The 17,904-nt window shown below is 39.1% G+C and carries 18 protein-coding genes; 3 read left to right on the top strand and 15 right to left on the bottom strand.

Annotated features, from left to right (window positions below; translation table 11 throughout):
* Positions 1 to 236: 236 nt before the first annotated feature.
* The 4 genes from J7E77_RS15440 to J7E77_RS15425 all read right to left on the bottom strand — a co-directional run bounded on the left by J7E77_RS15440 (position 237) and on the right by J7E77_RS15425 (position 4,716).
* Positions 237 to 971 (bottom strand): urease accessory protein UreH domain-containing protein, encoded by a 735-nt coding sequence (locus tag J7E77_RS15440; protein ID WP_214715517.1) that lies wholly within the window; start codon positions 969 to 971, stop codon positions 237 to 239.
* Positions 972 to 1,173: 202 nt separating this feature from the next.
* Complete coding sequence (locus J7E77_RS15435; RefSeq protein ID WP_214715515.1) at positions 1,174 to 2,124, bottom strand: cation diffusion facilitator family transporter; 951 nt, start codon at positions 2,122 to 2,124, stop codon at positions 1,174 to 1,176.
* Between the two features lie 95 nt (positions 2,125 to 2,219).
* Complete coding sequence (locus J7E77_RS15430) at positions 2,220 to 4,355, bottom strand: heavy metal translocating P-type ATPase (protein ID WP_214715513.1); 2,136 nt, start codon at positions 4,353 to 4,355, stop codon at positions 2,220 to 2,222.
* Positions 4,348 to 4,716: an ArsR/SmtB family transcription factor gene (locus tag J7E77_RS15425; RefSeq protein WP_214715512.1), complete on the bottom strand. Its 369-nt coding sequence runs from the start codon at positions 4,714 to 4,716 to the stop codon at positions 4,348 to 4,350. The genes J7E77_RS15430 and J7E77_RS15425 overlap by 8 nt, the downstream gene beginning before the upstream one ends.
* Before the next feature lie 267 nt (positions 4,717 to 4,983).
* Between J7E77_RS15425 and J7E77_RS15420 the strand changes: the two genes are divergently transcribed.
* The 3 genes from J7E77_RS15420 to J7E77_RS15410 all read left to right on the top strand — a co-directional run bounded on the left by J7E77_RS15420 (position 4,984) and on the right by J7E77_RS15410 (position 7,245).
* On the top strand, positions 4,984 to 5,760 hold the full coding sequence (locus J7E77_RS15420; RefSeq protein ID WP_214715511.1) for an amino acid ABC transporter substrate-binding protein: 777 nt from the start codon (positions 4,984 to 4,986) through the stop codon (positions 5,758 to 5,760).
* Positions 5,761 to 5,823: 63 nt separating this feature from the next.
* Positions 5,824 to 6,483, top strand: coding sequence for an amino acid ABC transporter permease (locus J7E77_RS15415; RefSeq protein WP_168245686.1), 660 nt, complete (start codon positions 5,824 to 5,826; stop codon positions 6,481 to 6,483).
* A 15-nt stretch (positions 6,484 to 6,498) separates the two neighbouring features.
* Complete coding sequence (locus tag J7E77_RS15410; RefSeq protein ID WP_214715510.1) at positions 6,499 to 7,245, top strand: amino acid ABC transporter ATP-binding protein; 747 nt, start codon at positions 6,499 to 6,501, stop codon at positions 7,243 to 7,245.
* 93 nt (positions 7,246 to 7,338) lie between these two features.
* Here J7E77_RS15410 and chrA read toward each other — a convergent pair whose 3' ends face one another.
* From chrA to J7E77_RS15360, 11 genes are all read right to left on the bottom strand, one after another.
* On the bottom strand, positions 7,339 to 8,523 hold the full coding sequence (gene chrA / locus J7E77_RS15405) for a chromate efflux transporter (RefSeq protein WP_214715509.1): 1,185 nt from the start codon (positions 8,521 to 8,523) through the stop codon (positions 7,339 to 7,341).
* A 163-nt stretch (positions 8,524 to 8,686) separates the two neighbouring features.
* Positions 8,687 to 8,791, bottom strand: a complete 105-nt coding sequence (gene cydS, locus J7E77_RS31765; RefSeq protein ID WP_374102978.1) for a cytochrome bd oxidase small subunit CydS family protein — start codon at positions 8,789 to 8,791, stop codon at positions 8,687 to 8,689.
* An 11-nt stretch (positions 8,792 to 8,802) separates the two neighbouring features.
* Complete coding sequence (locus J7E77_RS15400; RefSeq protein ID WP_214715508.1) at positions 8,803 to 9,831, bottom strand: cytochrome d ubiquinol oxidase subunit II; 1,029 nt, start codon at positions 9,829 to 9,831, stop codon at positions 8,803 to 8,805.
* Positions 9,828 to 11,174: a cytochrome ubiquinol oxidase subunit I gene (locus J7E77_RS15395; protein ID WP_214715506.1), complete on the bottom strand. Its 1,347-nt coding sequence runs from the start codon at positions 11,172 to 11,174 to the stop codon at positions 9,828 to 9,830. Before J7E77_RS15395 ends, J7E77_RS15400 begins: the two co-directional genes overlap by 4 nt.
* Positions 11,175 to 11,422: 248 nt before the next feature.
* A complete protein-coding gene (locus J7E77_RS15390) occupies positions 11,423 to 12,253 on the bottom strand; it encodes a cytochrome c oxidase assembly protein (protein ID WP_214715505.1) in 831 nt (276 codons plus the stop codon).
* Positions 12,254 to 12,443: 190 nt separating this feature from the next.
* A complete protein-coding gene (locus J7E77_RS15385; RefSeq protein WP_214715504.1) occupies positions 12,444 to 13,046 on the bottom strand; it encodes an undecaprenyl-diphosphatase in 603 nt (200 codons plus the stop codon).
* 36 nt (positions 13,047 to 13,082) lie between these two features.
* Positions 13,083 to 14,249 carry an MGDG synthase family glycosyltransferase gene (locus tag J7E77_RS15380; RefSeq protein WP_214715503.1) on the bottom strand — a complete coding sequence of 389 codons (1,167 nt, stop codon included), beginning with the start codon at positions 14,247 to 14,249 and terminating at the stop codon, positions 13,083 to 13,085.
* 194 nt (positions 14,250 to 14,443) lie between these two features.
* Positions 14,444 to 15,043 carry a DedA family protein gene (locus J7E77_RS15375; RefSeq protein WP_214715502.1) on the bottom strand — a complete coding sequence of 200 codons (600 nt, stop codon included), beginning with the start codon at positions 15,041 to 15,043 and terminating at the stop codon, positions 14,444 to 14,446.
* Between the two features lie 8 nt (positions 15,044 to 15,051).
* A complete protein-coding gene (locus J7E77_RS15370) occupies positions 15,052 to 15,756 on the bottom strand; it encodes a polysaccharide deacetylase family protein (RefSeq protein WP_308160633.1) in 705 nt (234 codons plus the stop codon).
* A complete protein-coding gene (locus J7E77_RS15365) occupies positions 15,753 to 17,141 on the bottom strand; it encodes a sensor histidine kinase (RefSeq protein ID WP_214715501.1) in 1,389 nt (462 codons plus the stop codon). Before J7E77_RS15365 ends, J7E77_RS15370 begins: the two co-directional genes overlap by 4 nt.
* 3 nt (positions 17,142 to 17,144) lie before the next feature.
* Entirely contained in the window at positions 17,145 to 17,843 is a 699-nt protein-coding gene (locus J7E77_RS15360; protein ID WP_214715499.1) for a response regulator transcription factor, read from the bottom strand.
* Positions 17,844 to 17,904 lie beyond the last annotated feature (61 nt).

The following is a 17,904-nucleotide window of genomic DNA, read 5'->3' as shown; positions in this document are numbered from 1 at the left end:
CTAATGTTCATATGTATAATGTACTGGGTAAATTTGCAGTTTGTATGCATTTTTGTTGGATATAATATGGCATATAGATTTCCTATTCATTTGTTCATATATTTGTAAAATCTGACCTCTATATTTAAATTTAGAATTAAATTACACTTTGACTCTGTTGGTTCCCTATTTAATAATACTTACAAAACAAAAAAAACAACGATTCTCATTCGTTGTTTTTTTGTTTTGTATCAGGGTTATAGAGACCAATAAGTTAATGTATCAAAAATCCCTAAAAGTAACATCAGAATCCCAGCGATCCTTTGTGTCACCATCCCAAACTTCCTCCCTTTTTTCATTATCACTCCACTACCACCGAGGTACCAAATGATAAAAATAAAAATCAACAGTGGAATAGCCGTTCCAATTGCAAATATAGGAGGTAAAATAAACCCATAGGCACTAGACATTACAACCGGCATTAATGTCACAAAGAATAGTAGAAACATAGTCGGACAGAATGCTAGTGAAAAACTAAAACCTAACATAAAAGAACCGAATGGATTTTCACTCTTGTATTCTTTTGATCCCTTTAATAAATTTAATGTTCCTTTTAATTTTATAAAACCCAACATAAACAACCCAACTATAATTAATAATGGGCCCATAATCTTCCGAAGCCACGGAAAATATAACGTAAGATTTTGTTCAAATCCCCTTCCGAGCAGCCACACTAAAACACCTAATAATGAAAACGCCACTACCTTTCCTAAAGTGAAAAAGATAACATCCTTCCAAGCGATTTTCTTTTGAATAGAATGGTTACCATAAAGTGTTACTGCACTAATATTACCTGTCAGCTGACAAGGTGCAAGAGCACCTATAAGTCCTAGGATAAACGCAAAGACGATTGGCCAGGATTCTAAGCTATAGGCTATATTGGAAAACGGTTTACTCACAAATGAGCTAAATTGACTTAATATACTGTACATTTAATCACCTTAAATCAATAGTTGATACACAAAAGCTTAACATAAAGTGATGCAGAAATTATGGAGAATAACCAACCTCTATAACTTTATTAAATTCCTCTTACTTAACCGTTATAGAACATTTATACATACCCATCCAAACCATCATTTTTATGTCTAAAACAGCAACTCCTAAAAAGAAACAGCTGTTTTGTCTTAGTCGTTATATTGTACCTTCAGGCTGCAAGGAACAACTATATGTTCCTTTTTCAATTTGAATAGTGGCATGTTCAATACCGAATTGGTCATGCAATTCCTTTGTTAATTTTTGAAGCAGCTCATCATTATCATCTATTTCAGATCGAATTATATGAACGGTTAGGGCAGCCTCTGTCGTACTCATTCCCCAAACATGCAGGTCATGAATTTCCAAAATCGTTGGTAAACCACTTAAGTAATCCTTAATTTTATTAATATCAATGCCTTCTGGTACAGCATCAAGTGATAAGTTAATGGATTCCTTTAATAATCCCCAAGTTCCAAATAGAATGACAATTGAAATTAAAAGACTTACTAGAGGGTCAAGCCATTGCCATCCTGACCAAAGAATAATAAACCCTGCAATCACTACCCCAAGTGAAACTAATGCATCCGCAGCCATGTGCATGAAAGCCCCACGGATATTTAAATCGTTTTTTCTTCCTGACATAAAAAGTAAAGCTGTAAGAGTGTTAATCACAATACCAATGATTGCTACGATGATAACAGTTTTTCCTGCAACTGGTTCTGGAGAAGAAAATCGTTGGATAGCCTCCCAGGCAATAGCACCAATTGCTACTAATAAAAAAACAGCATTGAATAGCGCAGCTAAGATGGAACTTCTTTTATATCCATAAGTCCGCTTTTTAGTAGGTGCTTTTTTTCCTAACCAAACGGCAATCCAAGCAATAATTAAACCTAGAACGTCACTTATGTTATGTCCTGCATCCGCAAGCAGTGCTAAAGAATCCCCTAGGATACCGTATATAATTTCAACAATAATAAATATGGTGTTTAATATAATCCCAAATCCAAATGCAAAGCCATAATTGGCTGGTGCATGACTATGGCTATGTCCATGACCGTGACTGTGGCTGTGACCATGGTTATGACCATGGCTATGATTATGTCCCATTCCGATCTCTCCTACTTAAATTTTATTATGACAAGCATGCTCAATTGCTTGTTGTACCCTTCATTTAAAGGCTCCCCACTTTGGGAAGCCCAATTTTATTTGTCTTTTACTCGGAGAAGTCGTAAACCATTAAGAGTCACAATAAGAGTAGCTCCCATGTCTGCAAATATCGCAATCCACAGGGTTAACCAACCTGGAATCACTAATAATAATGCTAAAAGTTTAATTCCTAATGAGAAAGTGATATTTTGCTTGATGATAAATAATGCTTTCCTGCTTAGTTTTAACGTAAATGGTAGTTTCCCTAAATCATCTGCCATTAAAGCTATATCAGCTGTTTCTATAGCTGTATCCGTTCCAGCCCCACCCATCGCTATTCCGACTGTGGATGCAGCTAAAGCTGGTGCATCATTTACACCGTCTCCGACCATTGCCACACGGTCAAATTTGGTTCTTAGTTCTTTAATAAGTGTTAATTTATCTTGGGGTAAAAGATCTGCTTGTATATCAGAAACCCCTACCTGCTTTCCAATCGAATTGGCGGTCCTTTTGTTATCACCCGTTAACATAATGGTTTTTTGAATACCTAATGAGTGAAGTTTCTGTATCACTGATTTACTGTTCCCTCTCACTTCGTCTGCAACTGCGAGTAGTCCCAATATTTCTGTTGCAGTACCAGCAACCATCACTGTTTTACCTTTATTTTGCAAGTCAGAAATGTTTGCTTTTAGATTCGATGGAATTCCATTTGATAGGATCTCATCGAATAAATTAGGGCTTCCCACATAATACATTTTACCGCTGACCCTACCTTTGATGCCTTTACCTGTACTGGAAGAAAAGTCTTCAATCACAAGATCTTGATAAGGTAGGTTTTCCTGCTCTGCTTTCTTCATGATTGCTGAAGCCAAAGGATGCTGAGAACCCTTTTCTAAAGCAGCGATAATGGAAAGAAGTTCATTCGAATTTGAATTTGGTTGAGGTAGATAATCCGTTACAACAGGTATTCCTTCTGTTAAGGTACCTGTTTTATCAAAGGCAATGGCTTTAATGGCTCCCATTTCCTCTAAATGAATCCCACCTTTGATCAGAACCCCGTTTCGTGCAGCATTTCCGATTGCAGTAACAATAGATACAGGAGTGGAAATGACAAGAGCACAAGGACAACCAACCACTAATACAGCAAGACCCTGATAAACCCATTTGCTCCAGTCCCCATCAAATAAAAGTGGTGGAAGTACGGCCACTAATAGCGAAATAAACATGATAACAGGTGTATAATACTTAGCAAAGCGATCGACAAATGCTTGTGATGGAGCCCTTTCTGCTTGAGCTTCCTCTACAAGGTGAATAATTTTTGCAATAGTCGTATCGTCCACATGTTTAGTAACTTTTACTTCAAGCAGTCCTTCTTCATTTAGTGTTCCTGCGAACACTTCATCATCTATGGTTTTCGAAACTGGAACAGATTCACCTGTAATCGCAGCTTGATTCACAGCGGATAATCCTTTAACTACTTTTCCATCCATGGCAATTTTCTGTCCTGGTTTTACAATTAAAATATCCCCAATCCGAATATCGTCCACTTCTACTGTAAATTCTTGATTACCTCTTCGTATTAAGGCCTCTTTTGGAGCAATATCCATTAAGGAACGAATCGATTGTCTGGCTTTATCCATTGAATAGGATTCTAGAACCTCACTAATGGCAAACAGGATGACAACCGTTGCTCCTTCTCCCCACTCACCGATAATTGCTGCTCCAATAACGGCGATCGTCATCAAGGTTCTCATATCAAACTCTAATTGGAATAAGTTCTTCAATCCTGTCGTAAACAGGCGATGACCGCCTACTAAAATAGAAGCCCCATACGCTAAAATCGATGAGGTACTCTCTTCACCATACATTTGTCCTGACACCCAGCCAATGATCAAGAAAACCAATGAGGCGATAACAGATGAATGTTTTTTCAAAAACGGCTCTTTTTTCTCTTCAAATTTTTGTTTTTCAGGTATGACTTTTATATTTTCAAAGGCCCCTGCTTTCTCTATTTCCTCTATAGTTGTTTCACCATAAACGGTAAGTTTAGAAGCTCCGAAATTTACACTTGCATTAGCAACACCATCCAGGTGTTGTACGTTCTTTTCGAACTTTGTCGCACAGCCCGCTCAGGTGAATCCCTGTACACGGTAAACGGTTTTTTCACTGGTTTGTTCTAAAGCGTTACTCATGAGATTTCACCTCCTGTTGATGTTCAAATGCAGTCTTAATCAATTGTTTTACATGATCATCATCTAATGAATAGAAAACTAATTTTCCCTCTTTTCGATATTTCGCTAATCCTAAATTTCGAAGAAGTCGTAAATGGTGAGAAGCAGTAGCTGTTGAACTTCCTACAATGTTTGCTACGTCACATACACATAATTCATCTTCTTCACATAAGGCAAAGGCAATTTTAATTCTAGTATCATCAGATAAGGCTTTGAATATTTGTGATACAGACAGAGTATCTTGCTGTGAAATAGAACCTTTTAAACGTTTTACTTTGTCTTCATCAACGCAGGTTACTTCACATACATCATCGTGCTTCATTTTTTCACCGCCCATTATTCAAACGTCTATTTGATTATTAGTATATGTTAGTTCAAAAAAATGGTCAAATGATTATTTGAATGTTTTTTAGTCTATTCAAGGACTTTCCACAACTAAAAGGAATTTCAATTTTCATTTTATTTATAATGCTATTGTATTAAATAATATTATAGCGTTATAATATTATAGCGTTATAATATGGTAGTGTAATAATTCATTAACGTACTAAAGGAAATTAAAATAAATAGCTAAGGTGGTAGTTCTATTATGAAACGGTTAATACCTATGATTCTAGTAATAGCAGCACTATTCTCGATCCTTACAGGATGTTCGTCTAAATCATCAGGAGCAAAGGACAACACGCTCGTGATTGGGATTGATGATAAATTTGCCCCGATGGGTTTCCGCGATGAGAACAATAAAATTGTTGGTTTTGACATTGACTACGCGAACGCAGCTGCTGAAAAGATGGGGAAAAAGGTCAAGTTTCAACCAATTGATTGGAGCACAAAAGAAGCGGAATTAAGCAGTGGACGGATTGACCTTATTTGGAACGGATACACTATTACGGATGAACGTAAAAAGAAAGTTCTTTTCACGAGGCCATATTTAAAAAATGCACAAGTGGTTGTTACATTGGCTGATTCAAAGCTTACTAAATTAGATGATTTAAACGGGAAGGTTGTTGGACTGCAAACACTATCTTCTGCAGCTGATGCTTTGGATGCCGCACCTATTAAAACTAAAATTAAGACGGTTACCGAATTTGCAGATAATGTCCAGGCCTTAACTGACTTAAAAAGCGGTCGTTTGGATGCGGTAGTTATTGATGAAGTTGTTATCGATTATTATATGAAAAAGGAAAAAGAGGCTTTTAAAGTACTTCAAGAATCACTTGCTCCCGAAGAATACGGAATTGGTGTTAAAAAAGGGAATGAAGCTTTACTGGAAAAGCTGCAAAAAGCACTCGATGAGATGAATGAGGATGGCACTGCAGCAGGTATCTCTGAAAAGTGGTTTGGCGAAAATAAAGTATTAAACTAATACCGAATATAAGGCGAACAGGATTTCCATTGGGAACCCTGTTTTGCTTTTGGAGGAACATATATGTCTTTTGATTATCTGATTTCCATACTTAAACCAATGCTCGAAGGCGCCCAGATGACAGTCCTCCTGTTTGTCATTGCGATCGTGGTTTCGATTCCACTTGGGTTTATATTAACGCTGGCAGTCGGCAGCCGTTTTAAGCCTGTGTCCCTGCTTGCACAAGGATATATTTACGTGATGCGCGGTACACCGCTCTTGCTTCAGCTGTTATTTATCTGTTTCGGGCTGCCGATGATACCAGTAGTTGGAGAATATTTAGTTTTGGACCGCTTTGTCGCTGCCTGTTTAGGTTTTATCTTGAACTATGCTGCCTATTTCGCCGAAATTTTTCGCGGCGGGCTTCTTGCGATTGATAAAGGTCAATATGAGGCATCGCAAGTGCTCGGCCTGAATAAATGGCAGACGTTGACAAAGGTCATCCTGCCGCAAATGTTCCGGATCGCCCTTCCCGCTGTTGCGAACGAATCTGTTACATTGGTCAAAGATACCGCACTGCTCTATGCGGTTGCCGTACCGGAATTGTTGCATTTTGCGCAGACAGCTGTAAACCGCGACTTTACCATCGTTCCTTTCTTCGTCGCCGGTATTATTTACTTGATCATGACGCTCCTCTTAACGATGGTCTTTAAATGGCTCGAAAAACGGTTCAAATTTGAATAAGAAGGAGTGGTAACTATGCCTGTCATGGAAATAGCTAACCTCAAAAAATCGTATGGGAATTTGGATGTCCTAAAACAGATTAGCTTTGATGTAAATAAAAATGATGTGTTAGCCGTCATTGGTCCCTCCGGTTCCGGGAAAAGTACGATGCTCCGCAGTTTGGTCCATCTTGAAAAAATAGACGGTGGCACGATTTGTGTCTCCGGTAAGCATTTAGTAAAGGACGGCGTTTATGCAAAACCCCTGGAGATTAAAGAGATCAATGCAAAAATGGGGATGGTTTTTCAGCATTTTAACCTCTTTCCGCATCTCACGGTGAAAGAAAATTTGGAACTAGCTCCAAAAATGCTGAAGAAGGAAGCGCCCGCTAAAATTCAGCAACGAAGTAGTGAACTACTCGAGAAAATCGGGCTTACTGACCGGGCAGCAGCCTATCCAGCCAATCTCTCAGGCGGGCAAAAACAACGAGTCGCCATTGCCAGAGCGCTCATGTTAAACCCAGAAATTCTGCTTTTTGATGAGCCTACTTCTGCATTGGACCCCGAATTAACTGGTGAGGTATTACAAGTGATGAAGGATTTGGCCGAAGAACACATGACGATGATTGTTGTGACACATGAGATGGGATTCGCCAAGGAAGTAGCAAACCGGGTTATTTTTATGGACAATGGGGAGATTGTGGAATCTGGTTCGCCCGCCGAGTTGTTTACAAACCCTAAGAATGAACGAACGAAGGCTTTCTTAAAACGAAGTTTAAAATGATTTAGAACCCAGTCTTACATCAGAGATCTTCCGGACAAAACCTACAGAAAAATTGTTATTCATAAACAAATCCCTCTGAAAAAGAGGGATTTTTTATAATAAGGTGATAAGTGAACCGCCCACCGCTCCGGTGATCACAATAACCCACGGCGGAAGTTTCCAATACGCCAACATACTAAATAAGATCGCAGCAAAAGCAAAATCAATGGGAGCCAAAATAGAACTTGTCCAGATTGGCTCGTAAAAGGCTGCAATCAATATACCAACAACAGCAGCATTTACTCCCATCAATGCTCCTTTTATCTTAGGATTCTGCCGCAGCATGTTCCAAAAAGGCAGTGTTCCTAAAACAAGCAGGAATGCTGGTAAGAAAATAGCGACAGTGGCTAGGATTCCACCCTTCCACCCATTGATTACGGTCCCAATATATGCAGCAAAGGTAAATAACGGTCCTGGTACCGCTTGAGTTGCGCCATATCCACTTAGGAACTCTTCTTTACTTAACCACCCAGTCGGTACAAATTCGTGTTCAAGTAATGGGAGCACCACGTGGCCTCCTCCAAAAACAAGAGAGCCTGACCGATAAAAACTGTCAAACCATCCAATCCAATCGATCGAAGTTACTTCTCTTAATAGAGGCAAAAGAACTAGAAGCCCAAAAAACAATACTAAACAAATAACGGCAAATCGTTTAGAGATAGGAAAATCAATCGTGGTAGCTTCCTTTTCTACCTCGTGTTTTTTATAAATAAGCAGACCGGTCGCTCCCGCTAATAAAATCAGACCGACTTGGGTATAGGCTGTCTGCCACAACAGCGTACCTGCTAACGTAAATAAAGCAATCGCTTTTCTTTGGATATCAGGGGTTAATTTTTGCGCCATTCCTAAAACTGCATGGGCCACGACTGCTACTGCAACAATTTTCAACCCATGGATCCACCCGCTATCATTTATTTCCAAACCCTTAAGAATCATTGCAAAAAGAATCAAGGCAATCACAGAGGGAGCGGTAAAACCAATAAACGCTAAAATCCCGCCCAGGAGGCCGCCTCGTAGCACGCCGATTCCAATTCCAACCTGGCTGCTTGCGGGACCAGGCAAAAATTGACACAAAGCCACTAAATCAGCATAACCTTTTTCATCAATCCATTTTCTTTTTTGAACATATTCTTCATAAAAGTAACCTAAGTGAGCGACTGGTCCGCCGAAAGATGTTAAACCAAGTCTAGTCGAGACTAACAGTATTTCTATAAGTGATTTTCCTAAGTTTTGTGCCACAACGTTATTCCTCCATTTATTTACGAAGGGTGCAATTTTTATATTGTTATTATATATCGATATGTAGCATGTTCATAGGTATTACATAAAAAGAAGAACCGAACTGGCTCTTCTCTTTTTACTGAATATAAAAATCACATTGCTACATATTGGCTCGCCATAGTCACGATTTTTTTATCGCATCATCTTTCAGAGATATCCAGAACGCCGTGACAATAGACACAATCATCACAAGAAACGGGGCATAAAAGAGCAAGAAATCATCCATGTTCATTCCCCCTAAGCATGTTCATCATTTCGATTCCCTTGTACATATTCCTTGTTAAACAGAAACAATTTTAGCAGTAAATACAGCGATGGCAGGAGTAATCCTAACCCTGCAATGAAGGCAACAATCAGGGCAATCGCCATCGATTGATTCGTAAAACTATCATAAAGGGTGAGATAGGGATACAGTAAATAAGGATAATGGGAAGCGCCATAGGCCAAAAAGGCAAGCGCAAATTGTCCGACTAATAACCAGAATGCCAGACCGTACGCACGCCGCTTCCAAATCAAATAAACGGTTCCAGCAAAGAAAACGACAGACAATCCGAACAACCACCAAAGGTCGAGTAAGCGCTGATAATGTTCCGGATTGTGCGTCCTCATTTCTATGATAATACCCGCAGCCGTGATAATTGCCGGTCCTGCCCAACTAAGCGCATATTTACGTAGAAGGTTCGTTGCCGCTTCATCCTTTGCATGATGGGCATACCATGTCAAGAAAACAGCGGAGATATATAATACGGCTGTCAGACTAAGGACCACAATACTCCACGATAAAGGACTAGTAAACAAAGCCCAATAATCAAGCACAGGCGCAGAACTTTCCATTGACACAAAGCCGCCTTCTGAAATGGTCAAGACACTCGACAGCGACGCTGGAATAAATAATCCCGTCAACCCATACAAAATGGTGTACCGCTTATGCTTGAGTCCCCCGTAGGTTGTAAAGGCATAATAAGCTCCCCGAATCGCTAGTAAAATAATCGCAATGCTTGCCGGCACAAGTAAGGTTGTGCCGAAGTAATAAGCAGTTTTTGGAAAAAAACCAACCATCCCGACGAAGAAAAACACTAAAAAGACATTGGTGACTTCCCAAACTGGCGATAAATAGCGTTGAATAATCTTCGTCAAAATATGCTGTTTCCCGGTTAATGTACTAAACGCGTTAAAAAATCCTGCCCCAAAATCAATGGACGCAATGATAATATATCCAAAGAGAAACAACCCCAATGCGCTTATTCCGACGATTTCCAGTGTCATAGCACATCACCCGCTTTCTCGGAGGCTCTATCGGCCAATTCCTGTTCCACCGTGTTCTTTCGGAACATCCGCCAGAGTACAACTGCACTGCCAACCCCGAGGACAAGATAAAGCCCAGCAAATAAAACCAACATGATATCCACTTGACCGCTTGTCGTCGCTGCATCTTTAGTTCGTAAAATCCCGCGCAGAACCCATGGCTGACGGCCGACCTCGTCCAACCACCACCCCGCCTCAATCGCAAGAATGGAGAGAGGGCCGCCGAGCACAAGCAGCCAACGAAACCATTTGGACAAAACGAAACCCCAGTGGCGCCAAGTACCAATTACATACACCAAAGACAAAACGGTCATCCACATCCCAATCGTCACCATCGTATCGAATAAATAGTGGATATACAGGGGCGGCACTTCATCCTTCGGAAATTGATCAAGTCCTATCACTTTTGCATTAGGAACTTCATGAGCCAGAATGCTGAGTGCAAAGGGAATTTTCAGTGCATATTTTACTTCGCCATTATCAAGGACACCGTATAAGACAAGCGGTACACCTTTCCCGGTTTCAAAGTGCCACTCGGCAGCAGCTAATTTTTCTGGCTGATATTCGGCCAAATACTTTCCGGAGAAATCTCCTAAAAGAGCGGTTGCTACGGAAAAGACGAATCCAAGTTTCATTGTTAAAAACAAAGCCTTTTTATGATACGCATGGTTTGACCCCTTAAGTAAACGAAAGGCACCAATCGCAGCCAGGACAAACGCTGAAGTCATATAGGCGGTGACAACCACATGGGCTACCTTTGTCGGCATCGCCGGATTAAACATGGCCACAAATGGACTGACATTCACTAATTGGCCATTAACGACATCAAAGCCTTGTGGCGCATTCATAAATGCATTGACAATCGTAATAAAAACGGCAGAAAAAGAGGCTCCCAACGCAACCGGAATCAGCAGGAGCAGATGTTTTTTCTGGTCCTTAAACCGATCCCAAGTATATATGTAAATACCTAAAAAAATCGCTTCAAAGAAAAACGCAAATGTCTCCATAAATAACGGCAGGGCAATCACATTTCCCGCTAATTGCATAAAATTGGGCCATAGGAGTGAGAGTTGTAACCCTATCGCGGTCCCGGTCACAACGCCCACAGCCACGGTAATCACAAATCCCCTTGTCCACCTTCGAGCTAATAAAATATAGTGTTCATCTTGTTTCTTTATCCCTACCCATTGAGCAATCATAATCATCAGCGGAATCCCGACACCAATGGTTGCGTAAATGATGTGAAAAGACAAGGTCAATTCTGTGAGGACACGACTAAAAAATACTGCTTCCTCATTACCCATTAAACTCCCTCCTTTCTTATCCTGAAAAAAGCCGTCCAATGATCGACAGTCCCATAATGGATGCAACAATAAAAGCCAGCCAAATGAGCTTCCGCTCTTGTTTTTTGTAAATAAAAATCCCACCTAATCTTTTGGCTAATTTAATTAATTAAGCACACTTCTTACATACTATTCCCAAAATTATGGCGGAATATATTTAACGGCACCGGAAAGTATCCGCACACAGAAAAAATAGTGGGAAGTGGCGGTCAGTCAACAATCCCCACCACATTCCCACTATTCATTTTTTTACCAAGACGAACGGTCAAGGTTAATCCAAATTTATGCATTCCCAACATTAGGATTCCCGCAAACAATTGATCAAGTCTTGTATTAAATGGTGATGGCAGTATATTGAGAGAACTTAATTGGGAAGGTGAGATACAAAGGTTCGCGGTTAGTTGTGTAAGTAGAGGATTATTCATTCCACCAATAAAGGCAGTTAATATGAAAAGCAAACAGGCAGGCATTAATACAAGCCCGCTCAAAAATAGATATCGTTTATTTTGCCCTTTTGAACCATACTTCTTCGAGTCAGGAGAGGCTATTGGCCCCCACATCCTAAAAGATAGGACAAACAGCACAAATAGGTACCCATTATGGACAAACGAATTTTGAGAGAGAGTCGTTAAAACTACTGGGAAATGGTACATCAAGAACATTGCTCCAAAAGCATAAAGTGCAGCAATTGGCGGTAAGAAAAACTTGCTTACTCTTACAAAGATGGAGAGATGACGAATTTGCTGGAGAAATGAATCTGGAATTCCTAATAAAAATAGAGGTGGGATAATAAAGTATAAAATGCTCATTTGCAGCATGTGCAAACTATACGACAAGTGACTTATGGTTTCAAATGGACTGCCAAAGGTTCCGTACATAATGCTTAAACTGAGGAAAAAAAGCAGGGGTTGTTTTTGATGAAGCTTTATTTTTGTAAAAGAAAGTACTAAGACTACATATAAAACCGCTATACAAATGAGGCAAGCTAGTATTGGGGTATTCCACAACGATTGACCTTCCAACCACATCGCATAAAACATGAAATCCTCCTTCCTACTCTGGGGATATTTACTTTTTAAGCGAGCAAATAACTTTAGATTTTATGACAGTTTAGCTGATTTATGACAAAAAAAAAGAACCTTAGTGGCTCTTCCTTTTCCATATTCAGTTTTACTTTCAAAGCAAAGTCCCTCTTTTAACACATATATAGCCGCTGCCTCGTTCGACTTCCTATCTTTTTCTGACTAGACGGTTCTTTTTTAAAAGATTACTCTCAATTTTCTCATAGTACTCAATTAACCAAAGAATTACTTTGTTTATTTCCTCGAATCGGACTAGTAAGAAATGGATGGCACAAGCAACACTTGCCCCAATGAGCATCCCTGCAGCCACATCTAAAGGATAATGGACTCCTGTCCAAACACGGGACAGAGCAATGCCTGCAGCTAAGACCAACCACATCCAGCCGTCACGTTTTTTCCAAATCCAAATGGACGTCGCGATTACGAATGCGGCAGTCGCGTGGTCACTTGGAAACGAGGCGTTTTTCACATGAGGGATTAACCAGTTTACATGATGGGTGACAAAAGGACGATTCCGGTAAAAAAAGTGACCTATTTCTCCATTTATACTTAACGCAACACTAGCGGCCAGAATAACCTCAACAACCATTTTTCGGTTTTGTGATTTATGATAAAACCAATAAAAAATGATTCCTGCAAAAAATAGATACTCTGCTTTTTCTGCTAAAAATATCATCAATGGGTTTAAAAATCGCTCACTTATTGCAAAGTGATTGATTATTTGAAAAATACTATAGTCTATGTGAGACATCTTAACCAACCTCCAGATTCATGTGGTTCAACAATCTTATATTCTCAAAGGAGAAGAAAATCTAACCAATCCCGACTGCCTGCTGCTCGTCTTTTGTTCAAGGATTGTTTCTATTAACTCCACGATATTTTCCGGCTTCTCTAGCTCAATTCCCTGCTGGTAAGCATCAATAGCATCCTCCCAGCCTTTCATTTTTTTCTGGTTCGTTAAAACACTAAGCAACTGTTTTTCCAATGGAGTGCTCTGGTCAAGCTCAAATACTAGCTCTTTCCGCTTTAAATATTGGAGATTTATTTCCTCCTGCCCTGGAAGTGCAGAATGAACAAAGATTGGCAGTCTTTTTTGGATTGCTTCACTTATTGTGACTCCACCCGGTTTTGAGATAATCGCATCCACTTCTTCATAAAGTAAATTCATTTCTGATCTTGAAGAAAGATAGGTTAATGGTTTGATATAATCTAGATCCCACGAAAGAATTTCATCATAAAGCTTCTTGTTATTACCACACAATACGAAGAAGTCTAAGTTTGAGGAGAGCTTTAACTCTTCAGCTAGTTTCAAAATCCCGCCCAAACCGCTATTTCCTCCAGATAATAAGATTTTGAGACGCTCATTATCTTGTTTCCGATGAAGGGTTTTTGTAATTTCTTCATGGACAGGAATACCAGTGACCATCATCTGTTGGTTCGTGGCTTGATATTTTCTGCCGAGTTTTCGTTTGATCTCTTGGCTAGGGAGAAAATGGAAATCAATCCCCTCTCTTCCCCAAACACTATTAATAAAAAAATCTGTGTAAACGTTAATAATCGGTATGTCGCATTTTCCCTTCATTTTTAACTTACTAAGAAGATAAGAAGGGAACCCATGTGTACAAACAAGTAAATCTGGTTTTTCCTCCGCTAACAATTGCTCCATTTTCTTCAAAAAGAGGGGTTGATACCATTTAAAGGAATGTTTTTTAGTTGGTGATACGTAAAAAAAGCTTTTATAGGCAAGATTATAAGTTTCTGGCGCGTAGCGAATCCAATTGAGATAGCCATTTGTAATCACTTTTTCTAACGATTTATTTGTATAACTTAACAAGTCGATTTTTTTAAATGTAAGATCATCTGTATGATTTTTTAACAGATCCATTAATGCCTCAGCGACTTGATGATGTCCCGATTGCATTTGTAAGAGTGGTAAAAACAAAATCTTCTTCACTTATTCCATCTCCTGTTCTACTAGACATCGAACTTTGAAAATGATGATTTCTAAATTACCCTTTCAATGTATCACTCATTTCTTGAAAAACTCGTTTTTTAATGGATTTTTAATCTTACCTTCAGCTTTTTTTTAGCTTGGTCTAAAAACAAAAACCTGAAAAGATGCCTTTTCAGGTTTTGTATTATTTTCTCCTATTCAGCTGATGCCGTTTTTTTCCTTTTTATATACTTAAGTATAACAAATAGCAGAAAAAGAATGAAAAATACCATTCCTAAATATGGAATATAGTCTGGATTTATATGAAATACCTTTCCTGCATAATAGCCTCCCACAATAAAAGGGATGGTCCAGAGAAGAGTGCCTAGCAGGGAAAAAAGGAAAAACCGCCGAAATGGAATGTTTGTAATCCCAGCAAAATACGGACTTATCTGCCTAATACCTGGCAGATAAAAACCGATAACGATTGTTTTGCGTACATTTTTCGTATATATACGACTTACTTTTTCCCAACGGTCATCGCTAATCCCGACATACTTACCGAATTTTTTTATAAAAGGGGAACCTGCATATTTTCCAATCGAATAGGCTGTTTGCATTCCAATAAACGCTCCCAGAATGGAACTTAGTATGGCTAGCCCTATTGAGAGCTTATGATGAAAACTCAGCACGCCGATTAAAAAGAGCAGCGATTCTTCAGGAGCAGGAATGCCCACAATACCAAAGAATAAAAAGAGAAAAATGACTAGGTAACCATATATATTAATATAATTAATAATTGTCTCTACATTCATAGCAGCCTCTAAAAGTTCACTTCTTTTAATGTGATAAATTTTGTGCCCTTTTTTATGTTTTCTTGTAAATAGATTTCTAAGCACTTTAGCATATAACGGGGAGCTAGCCTATCAGCACCCAATGTTTCCCCACAATCATGAAGCAACAATACAGAGCCTGCTTCTGTCGTTTGGAGTAATTCTTCAAGCAGGCCGTTTTTACCCTTCGCTACCTTCCAATCACCGAAGATATGCGACCACATAATCACTTTATATCGCTTGCTCAAAAATAGGCTGGCACTATTAAAACTCCCCCATGGCGGCCGGTAAAAGGATACCTTTTCATTGGTGCATTCTTTGATTGTCTGTTCTGTCATTTGCAGTTGTTTTTTTAAGCGAAAGGGGGAGAGAATCCAACTTGAAATATGGTCATAATGATGAATTCCAATCGTATGTCCCTCCTGACTCATCCGTTTAATAATGGCAGGATAGGCTTTCACTTTACTGCCGACCACAAAAAAGGATGCCTTTACACTGTACTTTTTCAAAAGATCAAGCAACTGTGGTGTGTATTCAGGATTGGGGCCATCATCAAACGTTAATGCAATAGCCGGAGCATGGATCGTCTTGATGATTCCCCTTCCGCTAATCCGGATCAGGATAGTTGGCAATATGGAATAGATAAGAAACAAAATGAATAAAAGAATAACACATACTATCAATATTTTAATCACTCGAAAAACATTTCCTTTCCAACTTTCCGTTTGGGTAAGAACAACTCTACCTCTGTTCCCACTCCCTCCGTACTTTTTACGATGATTTCTCCTTGATGCTGCTTCATAATATTTTTGGCAATCGACAAGCCTAAACCTGTCCCGCCTGTCTCCCTGCTTCGTGCCTTGTCCACGCGGTAAAACCGTTCAAAGACATTCTCTATTTCACACTCAGGTATGCCGATTCCGTAATCTTTTACGGTAATAATCGTCAATTGTTCCTTATCCAGTAAGTACACATCTATTTTATCTGTACTATATTTAATTGCGTTATCGATTAAGATTATCATTGCCTGCTTTAGCTTGACTTCATCCGCGATAACCGTAATGGCTGGTTCTTGGTAATGGAGGTTAATTTCCCTTTTATAGGCACTTTTAAGCTGCTTGAAGATATCTTCGCACAAGGAAACTAAATTGATTACTTTTGGTTCTAAAAGATTACCTGATTCTGTATCGGCTAAATCCAGAAACCTTTCTGTCATTTTTTGAATTCTTGTTGCTTCTGAATGAATCGATTCAATCGCATCATGGGCCACCTCTTCATTTTTTAACCCCCGTCTTAGCAGTAGGTCTGCATAACTTTTGATCACAGTAAGCGGGGTTTTTAATTCATGTGAAGCATCCGAAATAAATTGCCGCTGTTTTTCGAGATTTGCCTCTAATCTGCCAATCATCCGATTAAACGTAACGGCCAATTTTTGCAATTCATCCTTTGTCTCATGTTGGATGATGATCTTTTTCGGGATCCCACTTTTTTCGATATCCTCCATTGTATTAATCATATTGGAGATAGGTTTCATAATCAGATTGGACAACCATCTACCACCGAGCAGTGATAGTACCGCACCTAAAATGGTACAAAAGGCAAGAATGGAGAGTAATAAGTCTTTTCCTGTTTCCAATCCTACTAATTTCTCCCCAAACTCTAGTGTTCCTACTACATGGCCATTTGATTGGATTGGCACCCTGACAATGGCAATTTGTTCTTCTTGATGTTTAAGTCTAATGGTCCTCCTTTCCGTACCTTTTTCAGTAGTGAATTGTGGTTTTATTTTAGCCGCTAATTTCGGATCATTCGTTACTTGATTAACTATTTTCGAATCTGGCTGAACGATCCTTATAAAAGACTGGTTCGTTAGGTATGGAGTTAATTTTTCTTTAATAACCGCTAGAGAATCTCCCTTGTTGATTTCGTTTATCAAATAATCAGCCTTTTGAAGTAGTTCACCATCTTCCATATTGACAGTAATCTTCATAAATGAAAAAAAGACAACCGCATTCACAGCAAGTAACATACATAAAATCCAAGCCGTAGTAATAAGATTTATTTTTGTGGTAATCTTCATTTGTTAATTCTCCCTTACGGTATAACCAATGCCCCTTACCGTCTGAATAATCGTTGGGTCAGAAAAACCTTCTTCAATTTTCTTTCGTAAATGTCTGATAAACACATCAATGACATTGGTTTCCCCTTCATATTCATAGCCCCAAACATGAAGGAGGATGCTCTCCCTCGTGACAATTCGATTTTTATTGGATAGCAAATAAACGAGTAAGTCGAATTCCTTGGGAGTTAACATGATGGAAGTCTCCCCCCTGATGACCTCTCTTGTATCCAGATTAACAGTTAAATCTCTTATTTCTAATAAGGAGTCATTCGATTGTGATGCCATGACTGCAATGGTACTTTGCCGAAGACAAGAGCGAATTCTTGCTAATAATTCCTCGATTTCAAATGGCTTGGTGATATAATCATTCGCCCCTTGATCGAGTCCTGCTACCTTGTCCATGGTCATATTACGGGCTGTTAATAAAATAACAGGTATGAGGTTATTCTCTTTTCGTATTTTTCTTAAAACCTCAATGCCATTCATTTCAGGCAGCATAACATCCAATAAAATTAAATCCAATTTTTCATGTAAGGCTGCCTGCAATCCCGATTTCCCATCATAAGCAACATTTACTTCGTATCCCTCATACTCCAGTTCGATCTTTAATATCTTGGCGATCTGTTTTTCATCCTCTACAACCAAAATCCGCTGTATCATCGTCACCCCTCCTTTATATGGCATGAACCTAGGTTACAAATTTACATATTTTATAAAACCA

It is taken from the genome of Bacillus sp. ISL-77, from assembly GCF_018613105.1.
This window is presented reverse-complemented; position numbering and strand designations above follow the sequence as displayed.